The organism is Leeuwenhoekiella sp. CH_XMU1409-2 (genome assembly GCF_037029365.1).
Taxonomy (GTDB): domain Bacteria; phylum Bacteroidota; class Bacteroidia; order Flavobacteriales; family Flavobacteriaceae; genus Leeuwenhoekiella; species Leeuwenhoekiella blandensis.
Genome location: NZ_JAYMEI010000012.1, coordinates 57,836 through 73,323, shown reverse-complemented (window position 1 = coordinate 73,323; position 15,488 = coordinate 57,836). Strand labels below are relative to the sequence as shown.

At 35.8% G+C, this 15,488-nt stretch carries 15 protein-coding genes; all 15 read left to right on the top strand.

Annotated elements, in window-relative coordinates; genetic code table 11:
* Positions 1 to 7: 7 nt before the first annotated feature.
* Complete coding sequence (locus WA338_RS13215) at positions 8 to 763, top strand: hypothetical protein (RefSeq protein WP_336093696.1); 756 nt, start codon at positions 8 to 10, stop codon at positions 761 to 763.
* Between the two features lie 7 nt (positions 764 to 770).
* Positions 771 to 1,775, top strand: coding sequence for an interleukin-like EMT inducer domain-containing protein (locus WA338_RS13210; protein ID WP_336093694.1), 1,005 nt, complete (start codon positions 771 to 773; stop codon positions 1,773 to 1,775).
* Positions 1,776 to 1,785: 10 nt separating this feature from the next.
* On the top strand, positions 1,786 to 2,469 hold the full coding sequence (locus WA338_RS13205) for a hypothetical protein (protein ID WP_336093692.1): 684 nt from the start codon (positions 1,786 to 1,788) through the stop codon (positions 2,467 to 2,469).
* A gap of 9 nt (positions 2,470 to 2,478) precedes the next feature.
* Positions 2,479 to 3,342 carry a hypothetical protein gene (locus WA338_RS13200; RefSeq protein WP_336093690.1) on the top strand — a complete coding sequence of 288 codons (864 nt, stop codon included), beginning with the start codon at positions 2,479 to 2,481 and terminating at the stop codon, positions 3,340 to 3,342.
* A complete protein-coding gene (locus tag WA338_RS13195) occupies positions 3,343 to 4,206 on the top strand; it encodes a hypothetical protein (RefSeq protein ID WP_336093688.1) in 864 nt (287 codons plus the stop codon).
* The gene (locus tag WA338_RS13190; RefSeq protein ID WP_336093686.1) at positions 4,196 to 5,146 is read left to right on the top strand and encodes a hypothetical protein; all 951 of its coding nucleotides are present in this window, start codon (positions 4,196 to 4,198) and stop codon (positions 5,144 to 5,146) included. The genes WA338_RS13195 and WA338_RS13190 overlap by 11 nt, the downstream gene beginning before the upstream one ends.
* On the top strand, positions 5,143 to 5,307 hold the full coding sequence (locus WA338_RS13185; protein WP_336093684.1) for a hypothetical protein: 165 nt from the start codon (positions 5,143 to 5,145) through the stop codon (positions 5,305 to 5,307). The genes WA338_RS13190 and WA338_RS13185 overlap by 4 nt, the downstream gene beginning before the upstream one ends.
* Before the next feature lie 3 nt (positions 5,308 to 5,310).
* Entirely contained in the window at positions 5,311 to 5,535 is a 225-nt protein-coding gene (locus WA338_RS13180; RefSeq protein WP_336093682.1) for a hypothetical protein, read from the top strand.
* 170 nt (positions 5,536 to 5,705) lie between these two features.
* Positions 5,706 to 6,077 carry a hypothetical protein gene (locus WA338_RS13175; protein WP_336093680.1) on the top strand — a complete coding sequence of 124 codons (372 nt, stop codon included), beginning with the start codon at positions 5,706 to 5,708 and terminating at the stop codon, positions 6,075 to 6,077.
* Positions 6,070 to 7,038 (top strand): hypothetical protein, encoded by a 969-nt coding sequence (locus WA338_RS13170; RefSeq protein ID WP_336093678.1) that lies wholly within the window; start codon positions 6,070 to 6,072, stop codon positions 7,036 to 7,038. Before WA338_RS13175 ends, WA338_RS13170 begins: the two co-directional genes overlap by 8 nt.
* Positions 7,039 to 7,193: 155 nt before the next feature.
* Positions 7,194 to 7,754 carry a hypothetical protein gene (locus tag WA338_RS13165; protein ID WP_336093676.1) on the top strand — a complete coding sequence of 187 codons (561 nt, stop codon included), beginning with the start codon at positions 7,194 to 7,196 and terminating at the stop codon, positions 7,752 to 7,754.
* A gap of 215 nt (positions 7,755 to 7,969) precedes the next feature.
* Positions 7,970 to 8,437, top strand: a complete 468-nt coding sequence (locus WA338_RS13160) for an OmpH family outer membrane protein (protein WP_336093674.1) — start codon at positions 7,970 to 7,972, stop codon at positions 8,435 to 8,437.
* The gene (locus tag WA338_RS13155; protein ID WP_336093672.1) at positions 8,434 to 9,051 is read left to right on the top strand and encodes a hypothetical protein; all 618 of its coding nucleotides are present in this window, start codon (positions 8,434 to 8,436) and stop codon (positions 9,049 to 9,051) included. The genes WA338_RS13160 and WA338_RS13155 overlap by 4 nt, the downstream gene beginning before the upstream one ends.
* A 56-nt stretch (positions 9,052 to 9,107) precedes the next feature.
* Positions 9,108 to 9,710 (top strand): hypothetical protein, encoded by a 603-nt coding sequence (locus WA338_RS13150; protein ID WP_336093670.1) that lies wholly within the window; start codon positions 9,108 to 9,110, stop codon positions 9,708 to 9,710.
* A 108-nt stretch (positions 9,711 to 9,818) separates the two neighbouring features.
* On the top strand, positions 9,819 to 15,488 hold the full coding sequence (locus WA338_RS13145; protein ID WP_336093669.1) for a hypothetical protein: 5,670 nt from the start codon (positions 9,819 to 9,821) through the stop codon (positions 15,486 to 15,488).

Sequence of the window (15,488 nt, the reverse complement as noted above, 5' to 3'; positions counted from 1 at the left end):
GTAGTATATGAGTCTCTTTAAGTCTATTTTATTCTTTTTTTTCCTATTTCTCTTTTGTTTTAAATCAACAGTTTTTTCTCAAAATACATTTCCACCTTCTGGAAATGTAGGTATAGGTATAAATTATCCCAGTACAAAGTTACATGTTGTACAGCTTGAAACTGGTATTAAGACTCAATACGGAACTTTTTTAGTAGAAGACCAAGATGCTATAATCGATTTGGTGTCAAACCAAAGCGACAGATGGGGCTCGGCAATAAATTTTGTAGAAGGCTCCGGTTCATCAAATACAGACGTTTGGTCAATAGCTCGACAAACGACACATGGAACAGGGGATTCATCGTTGAATTTTAGTTTTGGCACTAACAACAATCATTTAAATTCTACAAAGCTGATAATTAAACCTAATAGGAAAATTGGGATAGGAACGCTTACTCCAGATTCAAGATTATCCGTTAACGGTGAAATCCATACTAAAGAAGTGAGGGTAGATTTGACCTCTTTGCCAGATATTGTGTTTAAGTCAGATTACAATTTGCCTTCACTTCAAGATGTAAAACAATTCATTCAGGAAAATGATCATTTGAAGGACATTCCAAACGAAATGCAGGTTAAAAAAGATGGTGTTTTATTAGGGGAAATGAATGCTAAATTACTTCAAAAAATAGAAGAGTTAACCTTATACCTTATTGCCCAAAATGAAGAATTGATTGTTTTAAGGGAAGAGGTGACAGAATTGAAAACCATCTTAAAAAGCAAATAATACTATTATGAGAGTCAAAACATATAAACTGTTGTTATTAGGTCTATTTGTTTTTAGTAGTTCTATAGCTCAAAAAGCAATTTATATTAGAGGAACTGGTAACTACGATAATCTTAAGACAAGAATTCTTAAGATCGATGGAAACATAATTTATAATAATTATGCTACTCCTTATAATAGTATTTCTAGTAGAGGACTTGCATTGACAATTATAGATGCAAGTAGCCAACAAGTTTTATCCACAATTAATTATGATACCTTCGGTAATCCAGCTGAATCTGAGGCGTTAGCTCAAGAACTAAATAATTTAAGCAAAGGGCAAATAGGTATATTAGTTTCTCGAGATGCTTGGGAGGATAAAATTACCAATAACCTTAGGGAAGCAGCAAAACGATTGGGGTTATTTAAACTTGCGTTTAATAATGGAGGTTTGCGAAGGCCTTATGCGGCTATTTTCAAAGGAGCGAATCTACCATTTAATAATTCAATGGTAATCGAAGTTGTTCAACCAGCTAATTCACAAGCCAATTATGCAACTATATCAACAATGCTTATAGAAGATTCTTTTATAGCCAATGACATTAGTAGTGTTCTTCTAAAGACAGATGGAAATAAGAATGAAGTCGGATTAAGTCTAGACCACTTAGGTAATGTAGGTATAGGAATAGATAACCCGGACGAAAAGCTAACTGTAAAAGGCAACATCCACAGTCAAGAAGTTCGGGTTGATCTAGCTGGTGTTATTGCGCCGGACTATGTTTTTGAAAAAAAATACAATTTAATGCCTGTAGATGAAGTTGAAAAATTTATCAATACAGAAGGTCATCTTCCTAAAATTCCCTCAGCAGAAGAATTAGAGCGAGATGGATTGAACTTAAAAGAGATGAATTTAAAGCTTCTAGAAAAAATAGAAGAGCTTACGCTTTATATCATTGAACAGAATAATGAAATCAAAAGCCTAAAAGAGTCTAATGCTAATTTGAATAAACGTTTATTAGCAATAGAAGATTAAATATCCATATATGAGAATTAAATTAATAGTACTGTTGTATTTAGGGGCTAATTCCTTGCTACAAGCTCAATGGCAACAGTCGGGAGCGACATTGTCAACTTCAAATCAAGTTGTTGTTAGTAATAGAGTTAAATCCAATGAAATTGAATTCAATGATGCCAATTTAGGTCATAATTATGACAATACTCGTATATATAGAGATGATCAAAATCGTGATCAGACCTATTTGAAACTAATGTTGGGGGATGAACAAAATGGTATTTTTGAAATTGGTTATAAGCGCTATCAAGATGGAGTTTGGGTGCCAAATTTTTCATTTAATAGAGGAAATTTAGGGATAGCCACTTCAATACCTGATGAAAAATTAACAGTAAATGGAAACATTCATGCGAAAGAAGTACGCGTAGATCTTAGCGTGCCAGGACCTGATTATGTTTTTGAATCTGATTATAAGCTAAGAGAGCTTGTAGAGTTAGAGCAATATATTAGAAAAAATAAACATCTTCCTGAAATTCCTTCAGCAAAAGAAATGGAAAAAGAAGGAGTTGAGATTGGTAAATTGAATATGGTTTTACTCAAAAAAGTGGAGGAACTTACACTGCATCTGATCAAACTAAATAAAAAGATAGATCAACTGGAAGTTGCAAATAAGGCGCTGGTTTCAGAACTACGCGAACTTCAAACGAATAAATAATTTGAAAATATGATGAGGTTATTACAGTGTGTTTTATTCTTAATTATTTGCAACTCATATTCCCAAGAGTTAGAGTGGAATGTAGATAATACAGGAACAACTCCTGGCGAGCGTGTTGTTGCAATTTTCGATGCCGGTCAAATAGGGACCTATGACGCAATTAGTATTGTAGGAGAAGTCATAGATAATACTGGGAATTGGGGCTTCACATTCCCTAAAAGATCCCTCTTCAAAGCTTACGTTAATTTTAGTCAAAGCGAACAAGGTTTAATACAAGATCATCCTTTGCCTAATATAACGTTAAGATTGAGGAAAATCAGTACTTCAGTAGTTCATTTAACAGCAAATATTCCCGCAACTCATAAAGGCGCTCGAGTCTTGTTTAGAAAGGTAGAAGGATTCGCAAACTTAACAATGGGAAACCCAGCAGAAAACAATAATACAGGAGAACTGCTTATTGATAAACCTGTTTATGGATCATTTTTTATAAGTAATAATGGATTAGGAAATGTTGGATTAGGAACTACTAACCCTGATGAAAAGCTTACGGTAAAAGGAAATATTCACGCTGAAGAAATCAAGGTTGATTTGTCGGTCCCAGCTCCGGATTATGTTTTTGAAAAAGACTACGAGTTGAAATCACTTGAAGATGTTAGGGATTACGTTAATAAGAACGGGCATTTGCCAGAAATACCTTCTGCAAGTGAATTTGAAAGAGATGGTATTTCTGTTGGAGTAATGAACTTGATGCTTTTAAAAAAAGTTGAGGAGCTGACTTTATATTTAATTGATGAGCATAAAAAGAATAGTGATCAGGAAAAAAATATAAATAAACTTAAACAGCAAGTCCAAGAACTTTTAAAATCAAAATAGATGAAATTATACTATTTATTACTTGCATTATTAAGCTTTACTTCTATATGTGCACAATCAATTCCGATTTCTAGCGATAACTTTCACCTATATGGTCCCAACTCCTCATGGGGAGCTTATCTGCGAGTTGGTGGTAATGGGAATGATCCTAATGTCGCCTCTGTTGTTGCAACCAATGGTAATTTACACTTAGATGCTAAAACTGGCTTTTATACATATATTAATTATTACAATCAAGGAAATACTTATATTAATAAAAATGGTGGATATGTAGGGATTGGTACCGATAATTTGGCCGATAAACTTACTGTTAATGGTAATATTACCTTAGGGAATATTTCGAATAAGGAATATCAAATTGTGTTTAGGCCAAGCGATAATTCTTGGAGAAACGCACTATTAGGAGCTTCCTTTACAGATACTTCTAAAGATTATATAGGGTTAAGGTCTCGGTATGGTTCCATTAGATTCTTGGTTGAAACCGATAAAGAAATAATGAGAATCAATCGATCTGGTAATGTGGGAATTGGTACCACTAGTCCAGATGAAAAACTCACTGTTAACGGAAATATTCATTCGAAAGAAGTGCGAGTTGATTTGTCTGTGCCGGCTCCAGATTACGTTTTTGAAAGATCCTACAACTTAAGAACCTTGGAAGAAACCCAAGCTTTTATTAAAAATAATAAACATTTACCAGAAGTACCTTCTGCTATCGAATTTGAGAGAGATGGTATTTCTGTTGGAGAAATGAACATGCTGCTTTTAAAGAAGGTTGAAGAGCTGACGCTTTATATACTTGAACAGAATCAGAAAACAGTAGAATTAATAGAGAGGATTAACAGGTTAGAGAACAATGAAGAATAAAATCTCAATTATTTTTTTGATTTTTTGTGTATCAATAAGCGTTTATGCACAAAACACGTTTCCGACATCAGGGAGTGTAGGTATAGGTACGACAAACCCTTCCTCGCGGCTTCATTTGGCAAATCTGGGAAGTAATGAAGGTATCCAGTTTGACTCAAAATTTTTGATGAGAACGTCGAGCTTATCAAATAATCATTTTGTCTTCGATAATTTGACTTCTAACGGTAGCATTTATTTTAGAAGTGGAGGTGGTATCGGAAATATAATTTTAAATGACTCTGGAGGTAAAGTCGGTATAGGAACCACAAGTCCTTCTGAAAGATTAGATGTTAACGGTAAGGCAACAATTAACAACACCTTAATCATTAACGGTGTAGATTCTGGTAATCCTAATGCATCAAATGACCAATTGAGGGTAAGCGGATATGGTATTTTAGGTAATAGAGGAGCCTTGTATATCAGTAATTCAAATACTCTAGGAAGTATAAATTTCTTTGTGGGGGGGCAGCATGGATCTGGCTCACACTTGATGATTAAAAATACGGGTTATATTGGAATAGGTACTACCATTCCTGATGAAAAGTTAACAGTGAAAGGTAACGTACATGCAGAAGAGGTACGCGTAGACTTATCCGTCCCAGGTCCCGATTATGTTTTTGAAAAGACCTATGACTTAAGAACCTTGGAAGAGATTCAAACTTATATTGAAACCAATAAACATCTACCTGAAGTTCCTTCTGCTAGTGAATTTGAGAGAGATGGTATTTCCGTTGGAGAAATGAACATGCTGCTTTTAAAGAAAGTTGAAGAACTTACGCTTTATATAATTCAACAGCATAAAGAAAGCCAATCACAATCTGAAATGCTTTTGTTGCAATCAAAGGAGATCAACAAACTTCAACTTGAATTGAAAAATATTAAAAGTCTAATGGGTCGATGAAGGATCTAATCTGTATAGCAATATCTTTTGATTTATCTGTTCAAGTATTGTTTAGTCAAAATAATAGTTTGCCAAGCAATGGTATTGTTGGTATAGGTACTTTAACTCCTGAAGGTAAAGCTTTAAATGTGGTAGGTACAACTACTATTGGACCCACTTAAAATTTGAATAATTCTTGGGCTTTAGTAGGTACTTCAGATTTAGGAATTGGGATTGATAATAATCAAATTACTCAGTCTGGAAATCAACTTTACTTGGCAGCAAAAGACGGGAGTATTCTGTTTAGGACTTTGGCTATTGATCTTGTATTATTGATGACTCCGGTAATTTTGGATTTGGGACCATTAATCCAGTTGGGAGAGTTGAAATACGAAAAAATGCTACTCTAGCTGGTCAATGGCAACCTAATAAAAGTTTTTTAAATATTAATGATGGAACTAACACCTTATTAATCGATCCAAATGAGATTTATGGATCTGCCACACTTTATTTCGGTTCAGTTAATAATGGTGAGATAGCCGTTTTTAGAACACTCAAATCAGGTTCTGCTGTTGATGCTATGACAATTAATAGTAGTGGCAAAGTAGGTATTGGTACTAAAACAACAGGAAATCATCGTTTAGCTGTTGAGGGATCTATAGGAGCAAGGGAGGTGAACGTGAATCTTAATAGTTGGCCTGATTACGTTTTTAAGGATAAGTACGATTTAATTTCCTTAGATGACTTAAAAGAATTTATCAATTCTCACCAACATTTACCTGAAATTCCTAGTGAACAGGATGTTTTAGCAGCGGGTATAGATGTTGGAGAAATGAATGCGTTACTGCTCAAAAAAATTGAAGAACTCTCATTATACTTGATACAAGAACACGAATTGAATAGGAATCTTTTAAATAGAATTGAAACAATAGAAAGCAAACTATATGATTAAGAAATTATTATTCGGAATTAGTCTTTTACCATTATTGTCATACGCACAGTGGACAAACAGCGGTGATAATTATACTACAGGGAATTTGAGAATAGGATCCTCTAATAATGATGCTATTCCTGAATTGACCATTATTGGTCCAAATCAACCTTTAGGTAGTGGTAGTTCTAGAGATATAGCTTTTAAATTTGCGGCTGCAGGAGAGTCTATACTTAGATCATACCGAGGAAGTTCACACGATACTTATCTTCAATTTTTGACTATGCCTTATGAAGGTGGTGATCCTCAAGTAAGAATGCACATTGCTGGTAATGGAAGAGTAGGAATAGGTACCACATCTCCCGGGAATGCGCTAGAAGTAAATGGTCATATAAACTTAGGGATTACAAATAATGATGAGACAACAAAAACTCAAACGTATGGAAACAAATTATTCTTTCAGGGAGCACATTTAAATACAGATCATTTTTGGATTTCTAGATACAACGTTTCTAGCGATATTTCTGAACTCCGAGTGAATATAGGTGACAATCAAACTGCAATGTCTGACAAGTTTGTAGTTGGTCTAGCTAATTCTAATACTTGGATTCCTCATTTTGTCGTTCAGTCTAATGGAAGAATAGGTATAGGTACAAATTCTCCAGATGAGGCTTTAACTGTAAAGGGGAAAATCCATACTCAGGAAGTAAAAGTTGACCTTAATGGGGCTGTAGCACCAGATTATGTTTTTGAAAATTCCTATTCTCTTCGAAATTTAAAGGAAGTAGAAGAGTATATTCAGCAAAAAGGACATTTGCCTAATATACCTTCAGCAGAAGAAATGAATCAAGATGGTCTAAACTTGAAAGAAATGAACCTCAAGCTTCTTGAAAAAATTGAAGAGCTAACCCTATACCTTATCGAAGAACACAAGGAAAATCTAAAATTAAAAGAACGCGTAGCTAATCTTGAAAGAGAATAGTCCAACAATTACATTATTTTATGATTAGGTAAGAGTTTGTTGGATAGTAATTTATTCATTTAAGAAATGTCCTTTAGGTCTAATTTTATGAATTCAGACAAATTACTTTATTTAATTTAAATAGTTATTACGTCTTTTGAAGGAAATATTTTAAAATGAAAAAACTTTTCTTTTTAATTGCTCTAATAGGTTTAAACAAAAGTTTATATAGTCAAACAACATATACTGGGATTTTTAGATCTCCAAATAATAACACAACATACCATCACCTTATTAGAGATAATTCTGCCGGTGCAGCATTATACGTAAATCAAGTAAATGCTCAACCCTCATCAAGAATTTTACAATTATCTTTTGGGACTTCCCAAGCTGCTCAAGGAGTGAAGTTTACGGTGCTGGCAGATGGAAGAGTAGGTATACTAACATCTAATCCAGACGCAGAATTAACTGTTAAGGGAGATGTACATGCCCAAGAAGTAAAAGTTGATTTAAATGGAACAATTGCGCCAGACTATGTTTTTGAAAGAGAATATGATTTAAAAAGTTTGAAAGAAATTGAAGAGTATATAAAAGCATTTAAGCATTTGCCGGATGTTCCTACAGCACAGGAATTTGAAAAAGAAGGTATTAATCTAAGTAGTTTTAATATGCTTCTTTTAAAAAAGATAGAAGAGCTTACGCTTTATACCTTGGAGCAGGAGAAAAAAATTGAATAAAAGAATGCTTCTTTTATTCAATTGAAAGAGAAATTGGAGAAACAACAAGAAATTTTAGAAACTCTTCTTAATCGATTACATAAGCTAGAGAGTAATTAGAGTATATGCATAACCGTTATAAATAAAAATAAATTTTAATTGTTAGTATGAGTAAGATTACCCCTTTGTTAATTAGTATAGTAGCTTTAGCTTTTGGCATTTTCACATTTTTTTATTTGAAAAATAGTAGTGAGTTGGTTTATGTTGATATTAATCGTCTATTAGATGGTTATAAACGTACCGCTATAGTGAAAAAAGAGTTTGAGACCAAGGCCAATACGTTAAAGGCTAATGCTGATAGCTTGCTAACCGACTGGCAGAATGAGTTAAAGAACTATGAGAAAGAGCGCAGTTCGATGTCAAAGAAAGAACTGGAGCTCAAACAGGAGTTACTTTCCAACAAGCAGCAACAGATCAACAGCTACCAGCAGGCAGTACAAAAACAAATTCAGCAAGAAGATCAAAAAATTACCCAGACAGTAGTAAATGATATCAATGATTTTGTAAAAGAATATGGTGAGCAAAAAGGCTATCGCATCATCTTTGGTGCCACCGGAGGCGGAACCATTATGTATGCACAGGAAGGCTCAGACCTGACCGATGAAGTGCTCGAAGAACTTAACGCACAATTCACAGGTAAATGATACGAAGCTGCTTAAAACTTTTAAGTATAGTTTTCCTAAGTCTTTGGTTAGTCTCGTGTTCCACACCTACGTTTAATACCAGTGATGAGCTTACCGAGTATATCACCGCAGATGATTCGGAGTATTTGGTGTCTAAGGTAGTTAATGGCGTAGATTTCAGTATGCTTTACCGCCCTACAGATCTGTTGGTTTTTCAGGAGTTGGGTACTGGATATACTCCAGAGGAGGTTGATAGCTTACGTTCTAAGTATGGCTCGTATTTGTATTTTAACTTATCTATGTCTAAGAACAATCAGGAGCTTTTAAACGGTTTGGCAGCAGACCGTAACCGGTTTGGAGCAATGGTCAACACCCTTGCATTTGGGATGGAAAATAAACTCAATCTGATTACTGCTGCTAGGGATACGGTAGCCCTTGCAGATTATGTTTATCCCAGAATGTACGGGATGAGCCGCTCAACAACAATGATGTTGGTCTACCCCAAAGAAGAGGTAGAACGCGCTGAAGGTGATGATTTTATTATAACGCTTCAGGACCTCGGTTTTGGAACCGGAGAGGTATCCTTTAAGTTTCCTAAAACTGTCTTTATAGATCAGCCCGGGATAGAATTTTAGATTTTACGGCTTTATAGCTATAAAGTCAGCCAGAAATAAGATTAAATTATAAGAAGATGAAATTTGTTATCACCCTGTTGTCAGTAGCTGTTTTGATGAGTTGTGCAGCACCACTGGCCCCGGTCTCTCTATATATGGAAAATGGGGAAGTGGCCAAAGGTTTTGCTACCCAAAACCCGTACAAAAAAGTAAAGTTTAGAACCGAGCGTCAGGACAAGGGCGTCACATACACCTTTGATGAGATTGCTCAGGCGGAGTACAACACCAATGAGGGAATAAAGCGGTATATCAAACTACCGGTGGTAGATAAGGAAGATGAACTGGTAGTCCAAGAGATTGTCACAGGTAGAGTGAGTTTGTATACTACTAACCGGCAGGGTTATAACCCGGGAGCGCCTATGGGTTTTGGGGCAGCCGGAGGAATGGGAATGGGCTTTGGTGGTTATGCTTACAATATAGACAACTTCTACCTGAAGCGAGAAACAGAAACAGGGATGACCCATTTGGGCTCCAATCAACTTTTTACTAAGAATTTCATCAAAGCAGCGAGTGATTATTTTAAAGATTGCCCGCAGCTGATACAGAAAATAGAAGCAAAGGACTACCGCAAAAAAGACCTGCGGGCGATAGTGACGTATTACAATGAAAACTGTGATTAATAAAGGCTTATGTAGTAGTCTTAATTGATAAATACCGAGATAAAAAATTAGAAAACCAACCTTGGTTTTAGTTGTTTTGGAATTTGTTAAAGCTTACTAAAAATGAAAATGAAAACGACCCAAAGAGATATGAGAAAAGTAAAACGCTCGCATAAAATCCTTGCGATATTTTTAAATGTAATCATGCTCAGTGCATTGCTTCCGTATAATATGCTTTATGCAAATAATAACGGGCCAAATTCACCTGAAGCAGCAGGCTTTGAACCAGTAGATGCTACGGATATGGTAAGTCTTTCTACGGGAGATCTATCGTATGTGTTGCCACTGCTAGATGTAGAAGGCTATCCTGTAAACTTATCCTATCACGCAGGGATCACCTCAGATTTAGATGCTTCCTGGGTAGGTTTAGGATGGTATTTAACCCCTGGTGCTATAAACAGATCTGTAACCAATACTCCTGATGATCTAAAAAACGGGGTAAGTATTGATTTTAATTCCTATTACCATCAAGATACGTATCATGGAGTTTCAGTTGCTGTAGGATTTCCTGGAGCTATAAGTGTAGGTGTTGGAGCAAATTGGGGAGGAGGAAAAGGACTTTCAGGTTCAGTAAATGCCTCAGCAGGTCTCGCTACTTTAGGACTTGAGGGAGTAGGAGGCTCTATATCTGCTGATACTAGGGGAGATGTGAGTGTTGGTTTAAGCTATGGAATAGGGTTAGGTGATAATGCTGGAATTGGTGGAGGTGTGTCATACTCTTTGACTTCACAGGAAGTGTCTTTTGGATTAGGTGTAGGAGCAAAGGGTCAGGATTCTGGATCTAATGATTTTAGTGATGTAAGTAATAGCTTAAATATATCCTTTGATGGCTCTGGATCTTTCGGTGTAGGTGCGGGGTCAAACTATTCTAATAGTGCGGATGCATCAGCAAGATCGGGTGGTTCTGTTCAAAGTAGGGAACTATCTGTAGGAGATGCAAGTGTCAGCCAACAGTCATTTGCAATAGCTCTTCCGTTGCATGTCGTCGGACTACCAATTACACTGGGATATAATCAAAGTAAAGTAAAAGTTAATATCCAGAAAGGTTATAAGCATCATGATTGGGGTGCACTTTACTCTTACGACTTTAGCGCCCTGACTAGTGGAAAAGTTACAGGTACTGGTCCGAAAATTTATGATGTTAATTCAGGGACAGGTTTTAACGATTATGTAAATAGGGCAACAAGTCTCGATACTTATAGTACACCAGTTCCCCAAACGGAAGAAGAATTTGTGGGGGATTACTCAAAGCAAATTGAGAAATTAAACTTTAATTATTTAGGTTATGACAACTATAATGTATCCGCTCAAGGTTTAATGGGAAATATGACTCCTCACACATTTGAAAATGCCACTATAGCTGGGAAAGGATTAAGAACAACTAATGCTGATAACGAGGATATCCACGTGTATTGGCACGCAGGTTCACAAATTTTTGATGAATTTACTGATAGTTGGGGAACAAGACATTCACCATCAAATACCTTACCAAATAAAACATTGGGTTACTATAACTATGATCAAGGTAGTCGGCCCTCTGTTTTTTATTTTGATGGTCAATTTACACAGAGTGAGCAAAATACAATTGATGGTTTGATTAATGCGACTAGCGGAAATGATTTGTCTGATTTTATTGATAAAGGTTTACATTCTGGCTTTTCAACAATCAACAACCAGAGAGCAAAGAGTCCGAATTATGTTGAGGTATTTACAAATGAGCAGATTTATTCTGGAGCTGCAGGAAATCGCGGCTTGATTTCTCCTGCAACAGTAAGTAATAATGATCGGGATAATTCAGCCTTATTTGATCCTACTGGTATTGGAGGTTACAAAATCACAGCTCCTGATGGAAAGACTTACCATTATGCGTTACCGGTTTATCATTATGAACAGGTTCATCGTAATCTTATTAATGAACAGGAAGATGGTAGTTTTAATGCAGGCAATGTTAATGAGCGCCGTGAGTTTTCTCGATATGCAACGCACTGGTTGTTAACCGCTATAACGGGGCCGGATTATGTAGATAGACCAGACCCTATTAATAACGAGCTTGGTACCTTTAATAAAGAAGATTACGGGTATTGGGTTGAACTTGAGTATGGTAAATGGTCTGATGGTTTTGTGTGGAGGGATCCCTATCCAGACCGTAGTTATAACTACAATACTAACGAGATTGATAAAATAGAAGACAAGGATAAAGGCGGTTATAGTTTTGGGCGTAAGCAATTGTATTATCTGGATAAAATAAATACCCGTAATCAAACAGCACTCTTTGTAAAAGATATTCGTTATGATGCCATTGGAAAAGACCTGAAATTTAAATTCTCTAATTCAAATGGAGGGTATGATGGAGACCCCAAAAAATTAGGTAATACAGGAAACGGTACAAATGATAACTCCCTAAATTTTACAGACCCCAATCTTATTGTTCAAGAGAATGGAGTCAGTTATGCTCGTGAATATTCACTCAGACTTAAAAGAATTGTTTTGGTTAATGGTGATGCGGGAAAAAACTTATCAAAAAACTCGAGTGGTAATTTAGGAGTACAATATCAAAACAGTACTTCAACCCCGTATCAAAGGGATTCGTCACACTTTCCAAATTGGGAATCACCTTATTTTGAGGATGTTTACGATAGTAGCAATTACAGCTATGGGAAACAAATGGAAGGTAATGTATTGGACATAAATGATGTCAGCACATCATTTATTAAAGAAAATGCTTTAAAGGTTATTGATCTAGAGCAGGATTACTCATTGGCGAAAGGATCTGCAAGCTCTGCAGCTGCTCCAAACCATTCCAATCCGGAGCTGGGAAATAATGATAAGGGAAAACTGAGCTTAAATGCGGTTCATTATAAAGATCGGAATTTACGAGACTTTATGCCTCCTATACGATTTGATTATTTCTTTAAAGAGATGAGTAATATTGCTCCCCCTCAAAGTTTTGGAACCACAACTCCAACTCCAGATCAAATAAAATTTTATGTTGAGCAAAAAAGAGATTTTAGAGACAACTGGGGCTATATGCAGGGAGATTATAATGGTACTGATGGTTCGGGCAATAAGACTAAAGCCTGGAGTTTAAAGTCAGTCTCTATGCCTACCGGAGCGCGTATAGATATTGATTATGAGGAAGATGATTATTGGATTGAAGCCTTTAGTAGGAGGTATTGGCAGACTTTACAAAATGAATTGGAATTTAGGTTTGATGTTCAAGATATAAGTGGTAACAATACTAAACATTTAGTTCAGGTTAATATAAGAAAGAAAGCAGGTCTAAATGATAATATTGATTTTAGTCAATATTTTGATACCTCACGAAATGCATTTTTAAACTTATCTGGTTGTTTAAATAGGAAAGCAAGTAGAAATGTGAAAATTGATATAGACAAAGAAGTAGAGGTCATTTCAGTTGGCACTACTGGTGTGATTCTCCAATTTGAAGCAAACGTAGGGCAAGAGTTCATAGATTCTTCAGATAACATTGGTTGGTGGCAGGTTCCTGGTTGGTTTCGATTAGATTGGAGTGAAAATGATGAAGTTAAAAACAAGGGGGTTTATAAAAATTTTGATTGTCCAATTTCTGAATCAAATTATTCATGGACTATGAATTTAAATTATAAACTTATAGCTAATAAGGTACCCGAAGATGAAACAGGGGGAGGGCTTCGTGTTAAGCAATTAAGAACGACAGATGGGGCGACTACCTATAAAACCACTTATGATTATACGAATCCATTCACTGGTAAGAGTAGTGGTATAACTTCCTATGCACCCGTTGATGGGGTGAAGTTTGTCCCCTACCAATCAGAACTTCCTGGTCCTGGGGTTATGTATGAATATGTGACTATGAGGACCTCTGGAGCTAATGAAAATGACTACACTAGTGAGACCAGATACCGGCACCACGTTTTAAAACCTGTTTTTGACATTTTTAATCCTGAAATTGAAATGGAAGTTCTAGATGTAAATGCCGATACCGAGGATCGCATATTTTGGGCTGAAGTGAATGACAATTTTCAAGGTTTTAATGGTACTGCTTCACACAAGATCCATGCTAAAAAGATTGATATTCATGTGAATACGGCATTGTTAGGTCAGATTAAATCTATTGAAAACTTTAACTCTTTTGGACAGCTGATGATGCGTACCGAGAATGAGTACGTCAATGGAGAAATCCTTACAGGAGGTAAATTGGTAAATGGTAATAACCTTGCAGAATTCAATAAAGGTATTACTAAAGAGACGTTTAATTCGATGAAGACGGTATTTGAGACCAATTCCGAAGGTACAAGTATAACTAATACTAAAAGGTTGTTAAGTATTTCTTCAAAAACACTGTACAACAATATGCTTCGGAAAATTAAAGTGTATTCTGGTGGAGTTGAGACTAGTCAGGAGTTTAGTGATGTTGATCCTTGGCTAGGTAGCTTTAGAAAAACGATTACTAAACTTGCTGATGGTACTCAACTTACAACAGAGAAAGTCCCGGCATATGAAAAATATGCAGCTATGGGGTCTAAAGTTTTGAGTTCAGGGAATGCAAATATGTTAAGTCAAGAAGCATTTTCGATTACTACTGCAAACATTAATGGAACTGACAAAACTCTTAATGCATCATTAACTACCTGGAAGAATAACTGGAATTATTCAAATCTAGATTATACCGCTTTTGATTCTAATGCTGGCCCTGGTGTTTGGCGTAAACAAGCACAGTACATTTGGAAAGATGCGATCGACTCTGAACACGGCAATTATGTTAGCACATTGTCAGCAAGTCAGGATAATTTTAACTGGAGTGCTAACGCACCTTCATCCTCAAAATGGCAAAAAGTATCTGAAACTACCAGATACAATCATTGGTCTTCACCATTAGAAGTTAGAGACATTAATGGAAATTTTGCTTCTACAATTATGGTTGATAATGACTCTAAAGTAGGAGCCGTTGTTAATTCAAGAGCCTCAGCATCATATGCAGATGGTTCAGAATATATAAACAATTCAAGTGCTTCATACCTACTAAAGAATCAGATTACGCCCTTAAGAGACAACAAAGCACATACCGGATTATACTCCTATAAGACGCAGTCGAATGGAGAAACGGTATATAGTCTCAGTACTTCTAGCGGTACCAGTCAGACAGATCTAAGTAAGGCTTTGCAACCGGGTACATATAAAATTTCATTCTGGCATAAACCAAGTATTGGACTAACATCAAATCCGTCTTTGTTGCCTCAGGTAATTTTTAATGGAAACACAATCCAGCCATCAGAACAAGTAGATGCAGCTTGCTGGAGGTTACTGAATTATTACATAGAAGTAGGAGTCAACCAAAATGTCTCTGTTCAGATTAAGCAAAATGGTTCGGGTGCTATAAATTTTGATGATTTTAGATTGCATCCTGCTGAATCTAGTATGACGACTTACGTCTATGATCATTTAGGGTATTTAACTCATATAAACGGTAGCAATAATCTCTCAACAGCATATGTCTATGATGATGCCGGAAATCTAAAGGCAATTTATAATGAGATTCAAAATATGCATCAAGATGGTTCTAAAGTCATGGTAGACCCCAAAGACGATGATTCTATTATAGGAGGTTTTATTCTAAAATCCAGTTATCGTAGAAATTTTAAAGGGCATACCTATCAGTATGATGAACCAGTTAAGGTTTTAGACAATTGTTCTTCTACTCAGATTCCTAGTAATTATCAACCTGGATATTATCTCTAA